Consider the following 16,221-nt stretch of genomic DNA (forward strand, 5'->3'; position numbering starts at 1 on the left):
GTGCGTTGAAGATGGCAGTAATTTCTATGAAACAATTACTGGAAGCAGGCGTTCATTTCGGTCACCAGACACGTCGCTGGAACCCAAAAATGGCTCGCTATATCTTCACCGAACGTAATGGGATTTACATTATTGATTTACAAAAAACAGTGAAAAAAGTTGACGAAGCGTACAACTTTGTTCGCGAGGTAGCTGCAGCAGGCGGAAAAATCCTGTTTGTAGGTACGAAGAAGCAAGCACAGGAATCTGTAGCTGAAGAAGCTGAACGCAGTGGAATGTATTACATCAACCAGCGCTGGTTGGGTGGTACACTGACAAACTTCAGCACCATCCAAAAGCGTGTAGCTCGTCTGCACCAGCTTGAGAAGATGGAAAACGATGGAACGTTCGAAGTTCTGCCGAAGAAAGAAGTTATCCTTCTCCGCAAAGAAAAAGAACGTCTTGAAAAATTCCTCGGTGGTATCAGCCATATGAAGGGTCTCCCGGATGCGATTTTCATCATTGATCCTCGCAAAGAGCGCATCGCTGTTGCAGAAGCTCGTAAACTGGGTATTCCTATCGTAGGGATCGTAGATACTAACTGTGATCCGGACGAAATCGATTATGTAATTCCAGGTAACGATGATGCGATTCGTGCGGTTAAATTACTGACTGCTAAAATGGCAGACGCGATTTTGGAAGCGAATCAAGGTGAAGAGGTTGCTACGGCAGCTGAATAAAATCCACAAGTAATGCAAGGGTGGACGGAGGGTATCGTAACCTTTCTCCACCCTTTTATTACAATAAAGGATTGTAGGGAACACTTAACATAACCAAATATTAGGAGGACTTTCTCATGGCAATTAGTGCAAGCATGGTAAAAGAATTGCGTGAAAGAACAGGCGCAGGAATGATGGATTGTAAGAAAGCGCTGCAGGAAACTGATGGTGATATGGAAAAAGCAATCGATCTTCTTCGTGAGAAGGGAATCGCAAAAGCTGCAAAGAAATCGGACCGTGTTGCTGCTGAAGGACTTGCTGCAGTCGCTGTGGAAGGAAATGTGGGCTGTATCGTTGAAGTTAACTCCGAAACAGACTTCGTGGCAAAAAATGAGAACTTCCAGAATTTCGTTAAGGAAATTACCGAGCATCTTCTCAGCCAGCGTCCGGCGAATGTAGAAGAAGCAATGGGACAATCGTTCAAAGGAACAGGGGCTCCGCTTCAGGAAGTATTAAATGAAAAAATTTCAACAATCGGTGAAAACATGTCGCTTCGCCGTTTTGAAATTCTTGAAAAAGGCGAGAACAGTGTGTTCGGCCAATACCTACATATGGGTGGCCGTATTGGTGTGTTAATTGAACTAAACAATACGACAAATGAAGATCTTGCAAGAGATCTTGCAATGCAAATCGCTGCTGCCAAACCAACTTACGTAAGCCGCGACCAGGTAGATGCTTCTGAACTTGAGAGAGAGCGTGAGGTTCTTACTGCTCAAGCGCTCAATGAAGGAAAGCCAGAAAATATCGTTCAGAAGATGGTTGAAGGGCGTATCAATAAATACTATGAAGAAGTGTGCCTCGTAGAACAGACTTTCGTTAAGGATCCGGACAAAAAAGTGAAAAATCTGCTGAAAGAAAACGGAAATGCGGAAGTTGTGCGTTTTGTTCGTTACGAAGTGGGAGAAGGCATTGAGAAGAAAGTGGATAACTTCGTTGAAGAAGTTATGGCACAAACTAAAAAACAATAATCGGTTGACAATGAATAGGGAACACGACGTGTTCCCTATTTTATAAATGATAAAGAAACAGCAAGCAGGAAAAGCTGATACAAGAGAAGAAATATAGGATGATTGGAGTTGTTTTCAATGCCTCTTCCCGCATACAAACGTGTTGTATTAAAATTAAGTGGAGAAGCACTGGCCGGCAATGTAGGGTACGGGATCGATTCGGACGTAATTAATTCGATCTCACGCCAGATTAAAGAAATTGTTGAGCTTGGCGTACAGGTGGCTATTGTGGTTGGCGGTGGCAATATATGGCGTGGCCTGGCCGGCAGTGAAAAAGGAATCGACCGCACGACCGCTGATTATATGGGAATGCTGGCTACCGTTATGAACAGCCTTGCTCTCCAGGACGGCCTGGAGAAGGTGAACGTTCCGACGAGAGTACAGACGTCCATTGAAATGCGGCAAGTAGCGGAGCCATACATACGAAGAAAAGCAGTTCGCCATTTAGAGAAGAACAGGGTCATTATTTTCGCTGCAGGAACAGGAAATCCATACTTCTCGACGGATACAACGGCTGCATTGCGGGCGGCAGAAATCGAGGCAGAAGTGATTTTGATGGCCAAAAACAAGGTGGATGGCGTGTATTCTGCCGATCCGTCCCTTGATTCGAATGCAGAGAAATTCGAATCCTTAACTTTTCTCGATGTGTTAAACAAAGGTCTCGGTGTTATGGATTCTACAGCTTCCAGCCTGTGCATGGATAACCACATACCTCTTATTGTCTTTTCCATAATGGCAGAAGGGAATATTAAGAGAGCGGTTATGGGAGAGAAAATCGGAACGATTGTGAAAGGAGATTAACGATATGCCACAGCAAATATTAAAAGAAGCAGAAGAAAGAATGGAAAAAGCGGTTTCTTCATTAAAGCGCCAGTTAACGACCCTTCGTGCAGGAAGAGCAACGCCTGCTTTGTTGGACAGAGTCAGTGTCGATTATTACGGCTCTCCAATGCCAGTCAATCAGGTAGCGAACATAAGCACACCAGAACCCCGCATGCTTGTTATCCAGCCCTGGGAGAAGAATATGCTCGGTGTAATTGAAAAAGCCATTCTAAAGTCCGATCTCGGCTTGACCCCTACAAACGACGGAAACATTATCCGTCTTTCCATTCCTGCTCTTACCGAGCAGCGCCGGGTTGAATTGGTTAAATTAGCCAAAAAAGAAGGGGAAGAAGCCAAAGTAGCGATCCGAAACATCCGCAGGGACGCCAATGATTCCATTAAGAAAATGGAAAAGGATGGTTTGATTACGGAAGATGAGATGAAACGCAACCAGGAGCAGGTGCAAAAAGCGACGGATAAATATGTTGAGCTTGTTGACAAAACAGTAGCCGATAAAGAAAAAGAAGTTATGGAAGTATAATCATCCTGCCCCCTCCGATTCAAGAGGGGGCCGATGATATTTGTTTGCACGGGGGATAACATGTATGCTTGACAAGCTAACCAGGTGGATGCAAAAAAATGAAGAATCTGTTTCGTTAGATGAGTTTGGAATCGACCGGGCCAATGTACCACGGCATGTGGCCATTATTATGGACGGAAACGGGAGATGGGCAAAGCAGCGAGGCCTTCCTCGTATAGCTGGACACCGTTCAGGAATGAAAACCGTCAAGGAAATTACCAAAGCAGCCGATGAGGTTAGAGTTGAAGTCTTGACGCTATACGCTTTTTCAACGGAAAACTGGAAGAGGCCGGCGGATGAGGTTGATTTTCTAATGCGCTTGCCGCAGGAGTTCCTGGCGACCGAGCTGGAGGAGTTAGTTGAGCGGAACGTCCGGGTTCGCATGGTGGGACATGAAAATAAACTTCCTTCTTATACGCTTGCAGCCTTACAGGAGGCCAGGGAAAAGACGCTGCATAATACCGGGCTCATCCTTAATTTTGCGCTGAATTATGGCAGCCGGGCAGAAATGCTTGATGCGGTCCAAATGATAAGCCGGGATGTGAAAGATGGGCTCGTAGAGGAAGAGCAAATCGATGAGAAATTGTTTGCTTCCTATCTGGCGACAAAGGATTTGCCTGATCCCGATTTGCTTATCCGCACAAGTGGCGAGCTGAGACTGAGTAATTTTATGTTGTGGCAGCTCGCATACAGTGAGCTGTGGTTCAGCAATGTATACTGGCCGGATTTTACAAAGCATGATTTCTATGAGGCGATTAAAGAGTATCAGCAGCGCAGCAGACGGTACGGAGCATTGACATAATGCTTTTACGCTAAAGTAAGAGGTGGAACGCTTGAAAACACGCATCGTAACAGGTCTTGTGGGGGGAGCCGGTTTTCTTCTTGTTGTGTATGCAGGAGGACTCTGGTATACTGCCCTTGTTTTTTTTCTTGCTACTTTAGCTTACTATGAACTCATCAGGATGAACCGGATTCGTATTATGGACTGGCATGGCATCTCCGGCCTGTTTTTTCTTTGGCTGTTGCTTCTTCCGGACCTCGTTTGGAAGGGAACGATGATCCGAGGGGATGTTCTGTTTTTGTTTATTTTACTTCTCCTGTTTATTACGGTAGCTTCAAAAAACCGTGTGGAATATAAGCAAGTTGCTTACCTCCTGTTCAGCTCGCTGTACCTTGGCATCGCTTTTCACTTTATGAATGAAACGCGGCTTGTAAACGGCTTCTGGATTACAATTGCTGTCCTTATTAGTACGTGGGCAACGGACACAGGCGCCTATTTTGTAGGGAAAGCACGGGGGAAGCGGAAGCTGTGGCCATCGATTAGCCCCAATAAAACGGTAGAAGGTTCACTGGGTGGTGTCATCCTTTCGATTGTAACCATGGCTGTATTCGCCATGGTTACGAATATGATGCCGATTCCACAGGCGCTGCTTGTCGGGCTCGTCGTATCCATCAGCGGCCAGCTGGGCGATTTGATGGAATCTGCAATTAAGCGTACACTGGATGTGAAAGACTCCGGCACAATACTGCCGGGTCATGGAGGCATCCTGGATCGGTTAGACAGCTGGCTTGTTGTTTTTCCGGTTCTTCACCTGTTACATTTACTGTAGTCCGCTTTTCGTTTTGAAGCTATGGCAGGGGGAAATTATGAAGAAGATAGCAATTTTAGGCTCGACAGGTTCAATCGGGACACAGGCACTCGAAGTTGTTAGACAGTATCCGGAACGATTTGAAATTGTTGCACTTGCTGCGGGCCGAAATACAGAACTTCTCGCAAGGCAAGTGAGGGAATTCCGGCCGCGGCTCGTATCGGTTGAAACGAAGGAAGCAGCTGAGAAGCTTCGCCTCGAACTGCCGCAAGCGATCAAAGTCGTATGGGGGCAGGAGGGCCTAGTTCATGTTGCTACTCACCATGAGGCGACGTTTCTGATAGCAGCGATGGTTGGAAGTGCAGGACTGGCGCCAACCCTCTCAGCGATTGAAGCGGGAAAAACGATCGGCCTTGCCAATAAGGAGACGCTCGTTACCGCCGGACATATTGTTATGCAAAAAGCGAAAGAAAACGGCATTGCCGTCATACCTATAGATAGTGAGCATTCAGCGATTTTTCAATGCCTTCAGGGAGAGAGTCGAACGGCGGTCAACAGAATTATTTTAACGGCTTCCGGAGGTTCCTTCAGAGATAGATCGCGCGAGCAGCTTCGTGGCGTTACCGTCGAACAGGCTCTCTCGCACCCGAATTGGAGCATGGGGGCTAAAATTACGATCGATTCGGCAACAATGATGAATAAGGGATTGGAAATCATCGAAGCGCACTGGTTATTTGACCTTCCGTATTCGAAGATTGATACCGTGCTTCACAAGGAAAGCATTATTCACTCTATGGTCGAGTTTGCTGATCGGGCGGTGATGGCTCAAATGGGAACACCGGATATGAAAATACCGATCCAGTATGCACTGACCTACCCCGACAGGCTACCGCTGCAGACGGAACCGCTTGATCTGACGGCTATATCGACACTGCATTTTTCTGCGCCGGATTTTACAAGGTATCCGTGTGTCTCTTTTGCTTATGAAGCAGGGGAGAAGGGTGGAACGATGCCTGCCGTTTTAAACGGCGCGAATGAAGTGGCGGTAGCGCGGTTTTTGCGGGGAGAGATTGCCTTCCTGGCTATCGAGGATACGATTGCGTCCGTTATGGCTAAGCATCGAGTCGTACAACAGCCGGGGCTTGAAGAGATTTTTGAAGCAGATCGTTGGGCACGCCAGGAAGCAATACAATAGGAAGAGGCCGAGTTTTTTGGCCAAACAACCAGGAAAGGTGGAACCCCGTTGCTAAAGGTTTTAGCCATTATTCTTGTGTTTGGGTTGCTAGTTTTTATCCATGAATTAGGACATTTACTGCTTGCAAAGAGAGCGGGTATTCTTTGCCGTGAATTTGCGATTGGAATGGGACCTAAGCTGTTTTCTTTTGTAAAAGGAGAAACACGCTATACGCTGCGTCTTTTGCCGATTGGCGGATTCGTACGGATGGCGGGGGAAGATCCGGAAGTGATTGAAATTCAAAAAGGGCAGGATGCCGGTCTTGAGTTTGATAGCGAAGGAAGGGTAAAGCGGATTATATTGACAGGTATCCGCAACCACCCGAGCGCGACGGTCATAACGGTCGAGGAGGCGGACCTTGAACGTGCTCTTACGATTCGCGGCACAGAGGACGGGCAGGAAGTTGTCTACCGTGTCCACCCGCAAGCGATGCTTCTTCATCAAAACCAGGAAACACAAATCGCACCGTATAATAGACAGTTTGGCAGTAAAACGGTCGGCCAGCGCGCGGCCGCTATTTTTGCCGGCCCACTGGCCAATTTTATTTTAGCGTTCGTGCTGCTTACACTGCTTGGTTTGTTTTATGGCGTTCCGGTCGACAAGCCTTTAATCGGAAAGACAATACCCGGCCAGCCAGCCGCAAAAGCGGGGCTGGTGCAGGGAGACCGTGTCATTTCGATCGGAGACAAGCCGACCAACAATTGGAAAGACATTGTTGAGGCTGTAAGCAAATCGCCCGGCAGGGAATTGAAGTTTATTGTCGAAAGAAATGGGGAGCAATTCTCGACCATCGTTACGCCTGCGAAGGAGCAGAATACAGGGAAAATCGGTGTGTTTTCCCCCACTTCCAAGTCGGTCATCGGGGCGGCAAAGTATGGTGCGGTTACAACCTATGATTTCTCTATGCTCATTTATAATATGCTGGGCCAGCTATTTACGGGGAAGGTACCAGTCAAAGAATTGTCCGGACCTGTTGGGATTTTTAATTATACGTACAAAGCGGCTGAGAATGGGCTTGGTATTTTGATACAATGGGCTGCAGCGCTAAGTGTGAACCTCGGGATTATGAACCTGTTGCCACTGCCGGCTCTCGATGGAGGAAGGCTTGTGTTTATCGGAGTGGAAGCGGTTCGCGGGCGCCCGATTGACCCGCAGAAGGAAGGGATGGTTCACTTTCTCGGCTTTGCTTTTCTCATGCTTCTTATCCTTGTCGTAACATGGAATGATATCCAGCGTTTTTTCTAAAGTGAACCTATCGTACTCAGGAGGTAGAGCGTTTTGAAACAGTCTAATTTATTTCTTCCCACTCTGCGGGAAGTTCCCACTGAAGCGGAAATCGTGAGCCACCAGCTCATGGTACGAGCCGGGCTGATTCGCCAGCTTGTATCGGGGGTGTATACGTACCTTCCGCTTGGGCACCGCGTGCTTCGCAAGGTGCAGCAAATTGTGCGGGAGGAAATGGATCGCGCGGGTGCACAGGAAATTTCCATGCCGGCCATTCAGCCGGCTGAGCTGTGGCAGGAAACAGGCCGGTGGGATGCATATGGCCCCGAACTCATGCGCCTGAAAGACCGGCACAGCCGGGATTTTGTCCTCGGGCCAACGCATGAAGAGGTTGTGACCGGCCTTGTAAGAGATAATTTAAACACATATAAAAAGCTCCCGATAAATTTATATCAAATTCAAACGAAATACCGCGACGAAGTCCGCCCGCGGTTCGGGGTCATTCGCTCCAGAGAATTTATTATGAAAGATGCATACAGTTTCGATACGAGCAGGGACGGGCTTGATGTGAGCTATCAAAGCATGTATGACGCATACAGCCGGATTTTCTCGCGCGCCGGGCTGAAATATCGTGCAGTAGAGGCAGATGCCGGAGCCATTGGCGGCAAAGGAACACACGAGTTTATGGCGCTATCCGATATTGGGGAAGATACGATCGCTTATTGTACTTCATGTGACTATGCTGCAAACCTGGAGAAGGCTGAAGTGGTGTACAGGCAGGGGGCAGAGAAACAGGAAGCTGCCGGTGGAATGGAGAAGGTACCGACACCGGACGTTAAAACGATTGAGCAGTTAATGAACCACTTCCATATGGAAGCCCGCCAGTTTATTAAAGCGCTCGTATTTAAAGCGGATGATCGGTTTGTCGTCGCACTTGTTAGGGGCGACCATGAGCTAAACGATATCAAGCTGAAAAACGTGTTCGATGCCAATGTACTTACGATGGCATCGGAAGCGGAAATGAATGAGCTGGGCATCCCGATCGGATTTGTCGGCCCGTTCCAGCTGCCGGATACAATTGAGGTTGTGGCTGACTTTGCCGTGCAGGATATGACGGGAGCGGTAGCGGGTGCGAACGAGAAAGACTACCACTACAAAAACGTAACGCCTGGAAAAGACTTCGCTATTAAAACATATACCGACTTACGCAATATTGTGGAGGGTGATGAGTGCCCGCGCTGCGGTGGACATATCGCGTTCGCTCGTGGAATAGAAGTGGGACATGTATTCAAGCTCGGAACCCGCTATAGCGAGAAGATGGGCGCCAAGTTCCTCGATGTAAACGGGAAAGAGCAACCGATGGTCATGGGCTGCTATGGTATCGGGGTATCAAGAACCGTTGCCGCCTGTGTGGAACAAAACAATGACGAGAACGGCATTATTTGGCCCTGGACACTTGCGCCGTACCAAATTCATGTTGTGCCGGTGAATGTGAAAAACGATGAACAAAGGCAGCTCGCTGAATCGCTCTATGAGCAATTGCTAGCCGAAGGATACGAAGTATTGCTCGACGACCGTGCCGAGCGCGCCGGCGTGAAATTTAAGGATGCGGACTTAATCGGCCTTCCGATCCGGATTACGGTCGGAGGCAAAGCGGCTGAAGAAATTGTCGAGGTTAAAGTTCGCAAAACAGGAGAAGCGCTCGAAATTCAAACGAGCGAATTACCGGAACGGATTAAGGCGCTCTCTGTTTCTTTGCAGGCATAAGTTTAGGCAATTATACTCTACCAGGTACTCCTTTGCTTCAGGGAGTACCTGCTTAATTTTATGGGGAAAAGGTGTGTATCCATGGGGAATCATTCTGTCAAGCAGGAGCGTTTTTCATTGCTCCTTCAGCAACTGGCCATTCCGCCCGAATTCATTGAGAAGTATTTTTATGAGGGACAGATTGAGAAGGTGGACGTATACAGAGAGACGAAGAAGTGGCACTTTACCTTCCGGCTGCCGGCCCTGCTGCCATTAAACGTGTATCAGGCTTTCCACGTAAAGCTTGTCCAGGCATTCAACCAGATTGCCGCTGTAGACTGTACTATGCAGTATAACGAGCCTGTTCCGCTGCCGGGGTTTTTGCAGGACTACTGGCCCTGGATCGTTGAGCAGGTGTCCCCGCACATCAATTCTACGGCTTCCTATCTTAAAGAAGCTGCGTATGAGTTAGTAGACAGGAAAATCAAGCTTGGCGTACCAAACGAAATCGCTATCGAAATGATGAAGCGGCGCAATGTGGATGAATGGATAGCAAAGACGGTCGAAAAGCTGTGCGGGGAAAAAGTCGTCCTTACATACAATGTCGTGCAGGATACGGAGTCCTACCAGCAGTTCGTAGAGAAAAGAGAGGAAGAGGATCGGACACGGGCGCTTGAAGCGCTTACCGAAAAGAGAAAGAGGAGAAGGAGGGCGGCGCAGGTTCGCAGGATGTGCCTGAGGTCCTTCATATTGGCTATGATATTAAGGACGAGCCAACTCCGATTTGCGAGATTCAGGAGGAGCAGGGAAAAACATGCATCCAGGGCCTCGTTTTTGGGGCGGAGGTGCGCGAGCTGCGCAGCGGCCGTTCATTGTGTACCTTTAACGTTACCGACTATACAGATTCCCTGCAGGTGAAAATTTTCGCCCATGACAAAGAGGATGTTCCGAAATTATCCGCGATTAAAAACGGGATCTGGGTGAAAGTGCGCGGCGTTGTCCAGGATGATGCATATGCGAGAGAGCTTGTGATGACGGCTAAGGACATCAATCAAGTAAAAGCTGCTGCTACGAGAAAAGATACCGCAGAAGAGAAGCGCGTTGAATTTCACTGCCATACAAACATGAGCGCTATGGACGCCATTGCGTCCGCTGATCGGCTCATTAAACAGGCGGCTGAGTGGGGACATAAAGCAATCGCGATAACAGACCATGCCGTTGCACAGGCATTTCCCGAAGCATTCTCCGCCGCCAAAAAGCACGGAATTAAAGTGCTCTATGGTATCGAAGCAAACGTAGTGCCGGATTCGACCCTCATTGTCCACCAGCCGCAGAGCCGCTCGCTCGCAGGTGATACGTATGTCGTTTTTGACGTGGAGACAACCGGTTTATCTGTTGTAAACAACACGATCATCGAGCTTGCCGGCGTAAAAATGAAGGACGGCGAGGTAATCGGGCAGTATGAATCGTTCGTAAATCCGCATGAGCCGATCCCGCACAACATTCAGCAATTAACGGGCATTACAGACAGCATGGTCAGGGATGCACCGGAGTTAGACCAGGTCATGCGCGAATTTATCGATTTTGTCGGCGACGCCGTTCTCGTTGCCCACAACGCGCGTTTGATATGGGATTCCTGCAGGCAAGCTGTAAAAAAATCGGGCTCCCGCCAGTGGGAAATCCGTTTTTTGATACGCTGGAGACGGCCCGTTTCCTCTACCCGAGCATGCGAAACCACCGCCTGAATACGCTGGCTGATAAGTTCAATGTCAGCCTTGAAAACCACCACCGGGCCGTCGATGATTCGGCTGCGACAGGGCAGGTTTTCTATCATATGTTAAAAGAAGTGCTGGCAAAAGAAATTACTGACCTGGCTGATTTAAATAATCATGTCGGTTTGGACTTGCAGAATACAAGGCCGTTTCACTGCAACATTTATGCATTAAATGAAACGGGCAAGAAAAACCTGTATAAAATTATCTCTTTATCCCATATAAAATATTTGTATCGTACACCGAGAATTCCACGGTCGAAAATACAACAATACCGCGAGGGGCTGCTCATTAGTTCCGGGTGTGAAAAGGGAGAGTTGTTCGAGACGGTATTGAACAAAAGCCTGGAAGAGGCGGAAGCAGCTGCCCGATTCTATGATGTGCTGGAAATCCAGCCGGTTGAAATTAACCGCCACCTGGTAGACAAACAACTGGTAGCGGGAGAGGCGGCCCTGATTGAAGCTAACCGTAAAATCGTTGAACTTGGAGAAAAATTAAATTTGCCTGTTATCGCAACAGGGAATGTGCACTATGTTCACCCGTTTGAAAAAGACTATCGGGACATTCTCATTCAAGGAATTACCGGATTCAGTCCATTGAAAGAGCAGCGTAAGCCGGATGCTCATTTTCGTACGACAAACGAGATGCTGGAGGAATTCTCTTATCTCGGCCCGGAGAAGGCGAAAGAAGTCGTAGTGACGAATCCGAACCTTCTAGCCGATCGGTTTGAGGAACTGCAGATTATACCAAAGGATCTTTATACGCCCAAAATCGAAGGGGCAGAAGAAGAGATTCGTTCGATGAGCTATAACATGGCAAAAGATCTATACGGCGAGCCGATTCCGGAAATCGTAGAAAAGCGCCTGGAGAAAGAATTAAACAGCATTATTACGCACGGATTTGCCGTTATCTATTTAATTTCCCACAAGCTTGTAAAAAAATCTATCGACGACGGCTACTTGGTCGGAAGCCGGGGTTCGGTAGGTTCCTCCTTCGTAGCGACCATGACGGAAATCACGGAAGTAAATCCGCTGCCGCCGCATTACCGGTGTTCGCAGTGCAAGCACAGCGAATGGTTTACGAAAGGGGAATACGGCTCCGGCTTCGATCTGCCGCCGAAAGACTGTCCAACGTGCCAGATCCGGATGGTCGGCGACGGGCACGATATCCCGTTTGAGACCTTCCTTGGCTTTAAAGGGGATAAGGTACCCGATATCGATTTGAATTTCTCCGGGGAGTATCAGCCGAAGGCCCACAACTATACGAAAGAGCTGTTCGGAGAAGAATACGTATACCGTGCCGGTACAATCGGTACCGTTGCCGAGAAGACAGCCTATGGCTTTGTCCGCAAATATGGGGAAGAAAAAGGCTTGAGCTGGCGGGGAGCCGAGATGAATCGCCTTGCCGGCGGCTGTACGGGTGTAAAACGGACCACGGGCCAGCACCCCGGGGGCATCATTGTTGTGCCGGATTATATGGAAATTTATGATTTCTGTCCGATTCAATTTCCGGCAGATGACAAGAATGCCGAATGGAAGACGACCCACTATGACTTCCACTCCATACACGATAACCTGTTGAAACTCGATATACTCGGCCACGACGACCCGACCGTCATCCGGATGCTGCAGGACTTAACGGGGCTGGATCCGAAAACCATCCCGGTCGGAGATCCGAAAGTAATGGAGATTTTTAGCGGAACGGAAGCGCTCGGTGTTACGCCGGAACAGATTGACAGTAAAATCGGAACGCTTGGCGTGCCTGAGTTCGGGACGAAGTTTGTCCGGCAAATGCTGGAGGATACAAGGCCCTCAACCTTTGCCGAGCTTGTCCAGATTTCCGGTCTTTCCCATGGAACGGACGTATGGCTAAACAACGCCCAGGAACTTGTACGCAAAGGCACGTGTGAACTTAAAGACGTTATCGGCTGTCGGGATGATATCATGGTATATCTAATGCATAAGGGGCTTGAGCCTTCCTATGCTTTTAAAATCATGGAGTCCGTACGTAAAGGGAAGGGCCTTACACCGGAGATGGAAGAAGAAATGAAAGCAAACAATGTACCGGATTGGTACATCTGGTCTTGCAAACAGATTAAATACATGTTCCCGAAGGCGCATGCTACCGCCTACGTGCTTATGGCAGTACGCATTGCTTATTTCAAGGTACACTATCCGATTCATTTCTATGCGACTTATTTTACCGTACGTGCGGATGACTTCGATGTTGAACTGGCCGTCCGCGGCTCAGAGGCAATCCGGGCTCAAATTAAGGAAATTGCCGAAAAGGGAAATGATGCGCAGCCGAAGGAAAAAACACTGCTGACGGTACTTGAGATGTGCCTTGAGATGTGTGAACGAGGCTTTTCCTTTAAAAATATTGATTTGTACCGCTCGCATGCCAGCCAGTTTATCATTGACGGAGACAGTTTGATTCCACCGTTTAACGCGCTGGCCGGGGTTGGAACAAGCGCGGCGGAGAACATTGTGAAAGCGCGGGAGAACGGAGAGTTTCTTTCCATCGAAGATCTCCAGCAGCGCGCCCGCTGCTCACGATCTGTCATCGAATTGCTGCAGCAGCAGGGGTGCTTATCGAATCTTCCGGAGACAAACCAGCTTTCATTGTTCTAAATGAAAGGATTGGGGGCGGCTTCGGGTGTTGTTATTGCCTGGAAAGAAGGGTTTATGTTATAATAACTTTTGGTAATACTAACGATACGTGATGAAGTAACGGAGAGAGTGGGGAAACCCACTCTTTCGTTTTAGCTGAACAAGGCAAAATGTTCAGTAAGACCGAGTATACAGATAGCTACCTGGGGGGTTTATATCCTTGAGCAAAAACGTGATCACCCTTACCGAACAACTGGTGACGCCAATTATTGAAGAAGAAAATCTTGAACTCGTTGAAATTGAGTATAAGAAGGAAGGGAGCAACTGGTTCCTCCGCGTATACATAGACAAGGAAGGCGGGGTAGACATTGAGGATTGCGGACGTGTTAGTGAGAAGTTAAGCAAGAAGCTGGATGAGGCGGATCCCATTCCAACCGCGTACTTTCTCGAAGTCTCTTCTCCGGGTGCTGAGCGGCCTCTAAAAAAAGAAAAGGACTATGAGCGCGCCATTGGTAAGCATGTGCACATTACGACGTATGAACCGATTAATGGGGCCAAGGTGTTTGAGGGTGAGCTGGTTTCCTATGATGGAGAACAGCTTGAAATCAAAGAGGCAAAAGCAAGTGCCATGATACCGATGGAAAAAGTGGCCAGTGCCCGTTTGGCTGTTGTGTTTTAAAATTGAAAGGAGGAATAGGGATTACCATGAATGCGGAGTTTATTGAAGCATTAAATGATATAGAAAAAGAAAAGGGCATTAGCAAAGAGGTGCTTATCGAAGCGATTGAGGCTGCGCTCGTGTCCGGTTATAAGCGAAATTTCAACTCGGCACAAAACGTCCGTGTTGATATTAACCGTGAAATGGGAAATGTCCGGGTTTTTGCCCGCAAAACAATTGTGGAAGAAGTAACGGATAGCCGTTCGCAGATTTCCATTGATGAAGCACATGAAATTGACCCGAACTATATGTTAGACGACATTATTGACATGGAAGTAACCCCTCGCGATTTTGGGCGCATTGCCGCACAGACGGCAAAGCAGGTCGTTACCCAGCGCATTCGCGAGGCTGAACGCGGCATCATCTACAATGAGTTTATTGACAGAGAACAGGATATCGTAACCGGGATTGTCCAGCGCCAGGACGGCCGTTTCTATTATATTGATCTTGGCAAAGTCGAGGCGCTCATGCCGGTAAACGAGAAAATGCCGACGGAAACATTTAAACAGGGTGACCGGGTAAAAGCGTTTATTACAAAAGTAGAAAAGACAACGAAGGGGCCGCAAATCTTTGTTTCCCGTACACACCCCGGCCTTTTAAAACGCTTATTCGAGCTTGAAGTGCCGGAAATTTTTGACGGTGTTGTTGAAATCCGTTCGGTTGCACGCGAGGCGGGAGACCGCTCGAAAATCGCTGTACATTCGTCCGACCCGAACGTCGACCCGGTGGGCGCGTGTGTGGGACAGAAAGGGATGCGCGTTCAAACGGTTGTTCAAGAATTGAAGGGCGAGAAAATTGACATTGTGAAGTGGTCGGAAGACACGGCTGAATACGTGGCGAACTCGTTAAGCCCCTCTAAAGTCGTCCATGTAACCGTCTATGAAGGCGAGAAAATGACCCGGGTGGTCGTACCGGACTATCAGCTCTCCCTCGCAATCGGGAAGAAGGGACAGAACGCGCGCCTTGCCGCTAAACTTACCGGATGGAAGATTGATATTAAGAGTGAGGCACAGGCTGCGGAAGAAGGGTTTACTTTTACCGAGCCGGTTTCTATTATTCCGTTAGAAAAGAAGAACCAGCCTGAATCTACTGAATTTGCAGAAGCCCACGTAGAGGAAGAAAGGGAGTAAGGGATTCGTGAAGGCGAAAAAAACTCCGCAGCGAAAATGCATTGCGACACAGGAAATGTATGATAAGCGTGATTTGCTCCGCGTGGTAAGAACACCGGAAGGCGCTGTAAAGATTGACCCGACAGGAAAGGCATCCGGGCGAGGCGCCTACATCTCCCGTTCTCAGGATGCGTTTCAAACGGTCAAGAAGAAAAAAATGTTGAATCGAACATTGAAGGCAGAAATTACGGAAGCTATGTACGATGAACTTGAACAGGAATTTATGAGGTATGTGAGGAAATGAATCAGATAGAGCAAATGCTAGGCCTTGCTATGCGTGCCCGCAAATTGATTACGGGAGAAGAGCTAGTCGTAAAAGCGATCCGTCAGGGACAGGTAAAGCTTGTTATTCTCGCGAGTGATGCCTCAGCCAATACGCGAAAAAAAATTACCGATAAATGCGGCAGCTATGAGGTACCCTGGGCAGCCTACGGGGATCGAATTTCACTTGGTGCAGCACTTGGCAAAGAACAGAGAGTTGTTATAGGGATAACGGATATGGGGTTTGCGCAGAAGTTGAAGCAATTGATTGTTCAATAAATGGCGGGGGTGAATGAATGAGTAAATTGAGAGTCTATGAATACGCCAAAACGATTGGGTTGAGCAGTAAGGAGTTAGTTAATCTTCTTACTAAACTCAATTCACCGGTAAATAATCACATGAGTACGTTAGAGGAAAACACCATGCAGAAGGTAGAACAGCATCTTAAACAGATGCAAGAACGTGCAAAGGGACAGCAACAGGAAAAGCGCGATACGGAAAAGAGTGGGAAGATGGAACAAAACAACCAAAACACGAACAATCAAAACCAAAGCAGAACGAGCAATAACCAGCCGAGAAACAACAATCAATCCGGTGGAAGCAATCAAGAAAGAAGCAACAATCAATCCGGTGGAAGCAATCAAGGAAGAAGCAACAATCAGTCCGGTGGAAGCAATCAAGGAAGAAGCAACAATCAGTCCGGTGGAAGCAATCAAGGAAGAAGCAACAATC

The 16,221-nt window shown here is 48.0% G+C and carries 14 protein-coding genes and 1 pseudogene; all 15 read left to right on the forward strand.

Features of this window, described 5'->3' with window-relative positions; translation table 11 throughout:
• Positions 1-11: 11 nt before the first annotated feature.
• Entirely contained in the window at positions 12-719 is a 708-nt protein-coding gene (gene rpsB, locus MBEAL2_RS07415; protein WP_047151671.1) for a 30S ribosomal protein S2, read from the forward strand.
• A 116-nt stretch (positions 720-835) separates the two neighbouring features.
• Positions 836-1,726, forward strand: a complete 891-nt coding sequence (tsf, locus tag MBEAL2_RS07420) for a translation elongation factor Ts (RefSeq protein WP_047151672.1) — start codon at positions 836-838, stop codon at positions 1,724-1,726.
• A gap of 117 nt (positions 1,727-1,843) precedes the next feature.
• The gene (gene pyrH, locus MBEAL2_RS07425) at positions 1,844-2,566 is read left to right on the forward strand and encodes a UMP kinase (RefSeq protein WP_047151673.1); all 723 of its coding nucleotides are present in this window, start codon (positions 1,844-1,846) and stop codon (positions 2,564-2,566) included.
• 4 nt (positions 2,567-2,570) lie between these two features.
• Positions 2,571-3,128 carry a ribosome recycling factor gene (gene frr / locus MBEAL2_RS07430; protein WP_047151674.1) on the forward strand — a complete coding sequence of 186 codons (558 nt, stop codon included), beginning with the start codon at positions 2,571-2,573 and terminating at the stop codon, positions 3,126-3,128.
• Positions 3,129-3,192: 64 nt separating this feature from the next.
• Positions 3,193-3,969: an undecaprenyl pyrophosphate synthase gene (uppS, locus tag MBEAL2_RS07435; RefSeq protein ID WP_047151675.1), complete on the forward strand. Its 777-nt coding sequence runs from the start codon at positions 3,193-3,195 to the stop codon at positions 3,967-3,969.
• 22 nt (positions 3,970-3,991) lie between these two features.
• The gene (locus tag MBEAL2_RS07440) at positions 3,992-4,777 is read left to right on the forward strand and encodes a phosphatidate cytidylyltransferase (protein ID WP_236692707.1); all 786 of its coding nucleotides are present in this window, start codon (positions 3,992-3,994) and stop codon (positions 4,775-4,777) included.
• Between the two features lie 37 nt (positions 4,778-4,814).
• Complete coding sequence (locus MBEAL2_RS07445; protein ID WP_047151677.1) at positions 4,815-5,951, forward strand: 1-deoxy-D-xylulose-5-phosphate reductoisomerase; 1,137 nt, start codon at positions 4,815-4,817, stop codon at positions 5,949-5,951.
• A 48-nt stretch (positions 5,952-5,999) separates the two neighbouring features.
• On the forward strand, positions 6,000-7,235 hold the full coding sequence (gene rseP / locus MBEAL2_RS07450; protein ID WP_047151678.1) for an RIP metalloprotease RseP: 1,236 nt from the start codon (positions 6,000-6,002) through the stop codon (positions 7,233-7,235).
• A 33-nt stretch (positions 7,236-7,268) separates the two neighbouring features.
• On the forward strand, positions 7,269-8,981 hold the full coding sequence (locus tag MBEAL2_RS07455; protein WP_047151679.1) for a proline--tRNA ligase: 1,713 nt from the start codon (positions 7,269-7,271) through the stop codon (positions 8,979-8,981).
• An 81-nt stretch (positions 8,982-9,062) separates the two neighbouring features.
• A pseudogene (locus MBEAL2_RS07460) lies at positions 9,063-13,362 on the forward strand (PolC-type DNA polymerase III).
• 199 nt (positions 13,363-13,561) lie between these two features.
• Positions 13,562-14,020: a ribosome maturation factor RimP gene (gene rimP / locus MBEAL2_RS07465; RefSeq protein ID WP_047151680.1), complete on the forward strand. Its 459-nt coding sequence runs from the start codon at positions 13,562-13,564 to the stop codon at positions 14,018-14,020.
• A gap of 26 nt (positions 14,021-14,046) precedes the next feature.
• Complete coding sequence (gene nusA, locus MBEAL2_RS07470; protein ID WP_047151681.1) at positions 14,047-15,189, forward strand: transcription termination factor NusA; 1,143 nt, start codon at positions 14,047-14,049, stop codon at positions 15,187-15,189.
• 7 nt (positions 15,190-15,196) lie between these two features.
• On the forward strand, positions 15,197-15,472 hold the full coding sequence (rnpM, locus tag MBEAL2_RS07475) for an RNase P modulator RnpM (RefSeq protein WP_047151682.1): 276 nt from the start codon (positions 15,197-15,199) through the stop codon (positions 15,470-15,472).
• Positions 15,469-15,768 carry a YlxQ family RNA-binding protein gene (locus MBEAL2_RS07480; RefSeq protein ID WP_047151683.1) on the forward strand — a complete coding sequence of 100 codons (300 nt, stop codon included), beginning with the start codon at positions 15,469-15,471 and terminating at the stop codon, positions 15,766-15,768. Before rnpM ends, MBEAL2_RS07480 begins: the two co-directional genes overlap by 4 nt.
• A gap of 17 nt (positions 15,769-15,785) precedes the next feature.
• Positions 15,786-16,221 (forward strand): translation initiation factor IF-2 N-terminal domain-containing protein (locus tag MBEAL2_RS07485; protein WP_047151684.1); only part of this gene is annotated, 436 nt, incomplete at its 3' end.

It is taken from the genome of Aneurinibacillus tyrosinisolvens (genome assembly GCF_001015055.1).
Taxonomy (GTDB): Bacteria; Bacillota; Bacilli; order Aneurinibacillales; family Aneurinibacillaceae; genus Aneurinibacillus_A; species Aneurinibacillus_A tyrosinisolvens.

What these genes read in the sequence shown, in the direction of transcription:
- rpsB (WP_047151671.1), top strand. Translation starts at nt 12, where the DNA reads ATGGCAGTAATTTCTATGAAACAATTACTGGAAGCAGGCGTTCATTTC.
- tsf (WP_047151672.1), top strand. Translation starts at nt 836, where the DNA reads ATGGCAATTAGTGCAAGCATGGTAAAAGAATTGCGTGAAAGAACAGGC.
- pyrH (WP_047151673.1), top strand. Translation starts at nt 1,844, where the DNA reads ATGCCTCTTCCCGCATACAAACGTGTTGTATTAAAATTAAGTGGAGAA.
- frr (WP_047151674.1), top strand. Translation starts at nt 2,571, where the DNA reads ATGCCACAGCAAATATTAAAAGAAGCAGAAGAAAGAATGGAAAAAGCG.
- uppS (WP_047151675.1), top strand. Translation starts at nt 3,193, where the DNA reads ATGCTTGACAAGCTAACCAGGTGGATGCAAAAAAATGAAGAATCTGTT.
- MBEAL2_RS07445 (WP_047151677.1), top strand. Translation starts at nt 4,815, where the DNA reads ATGAAGAAGATAGCAATTTTAGGCTCGACAGGTTCAATCGGGACACAG.
- nusA (WP_047151681.1), top strand. Translation starts at nt 14,047, where the DNA reads ATGAATGCGGAGTTTATTGAAGCATTAAATGATATAGAAAAAGAAAAG.
- MBEAL2_RS07480 (WP_047151683.1), top strand. Translation starts at nt 15,469, where the DNA reads ATGAATCAGATAGAGCAAATGCTAGGCCTTGCTATGCGTGCCCGCAAA.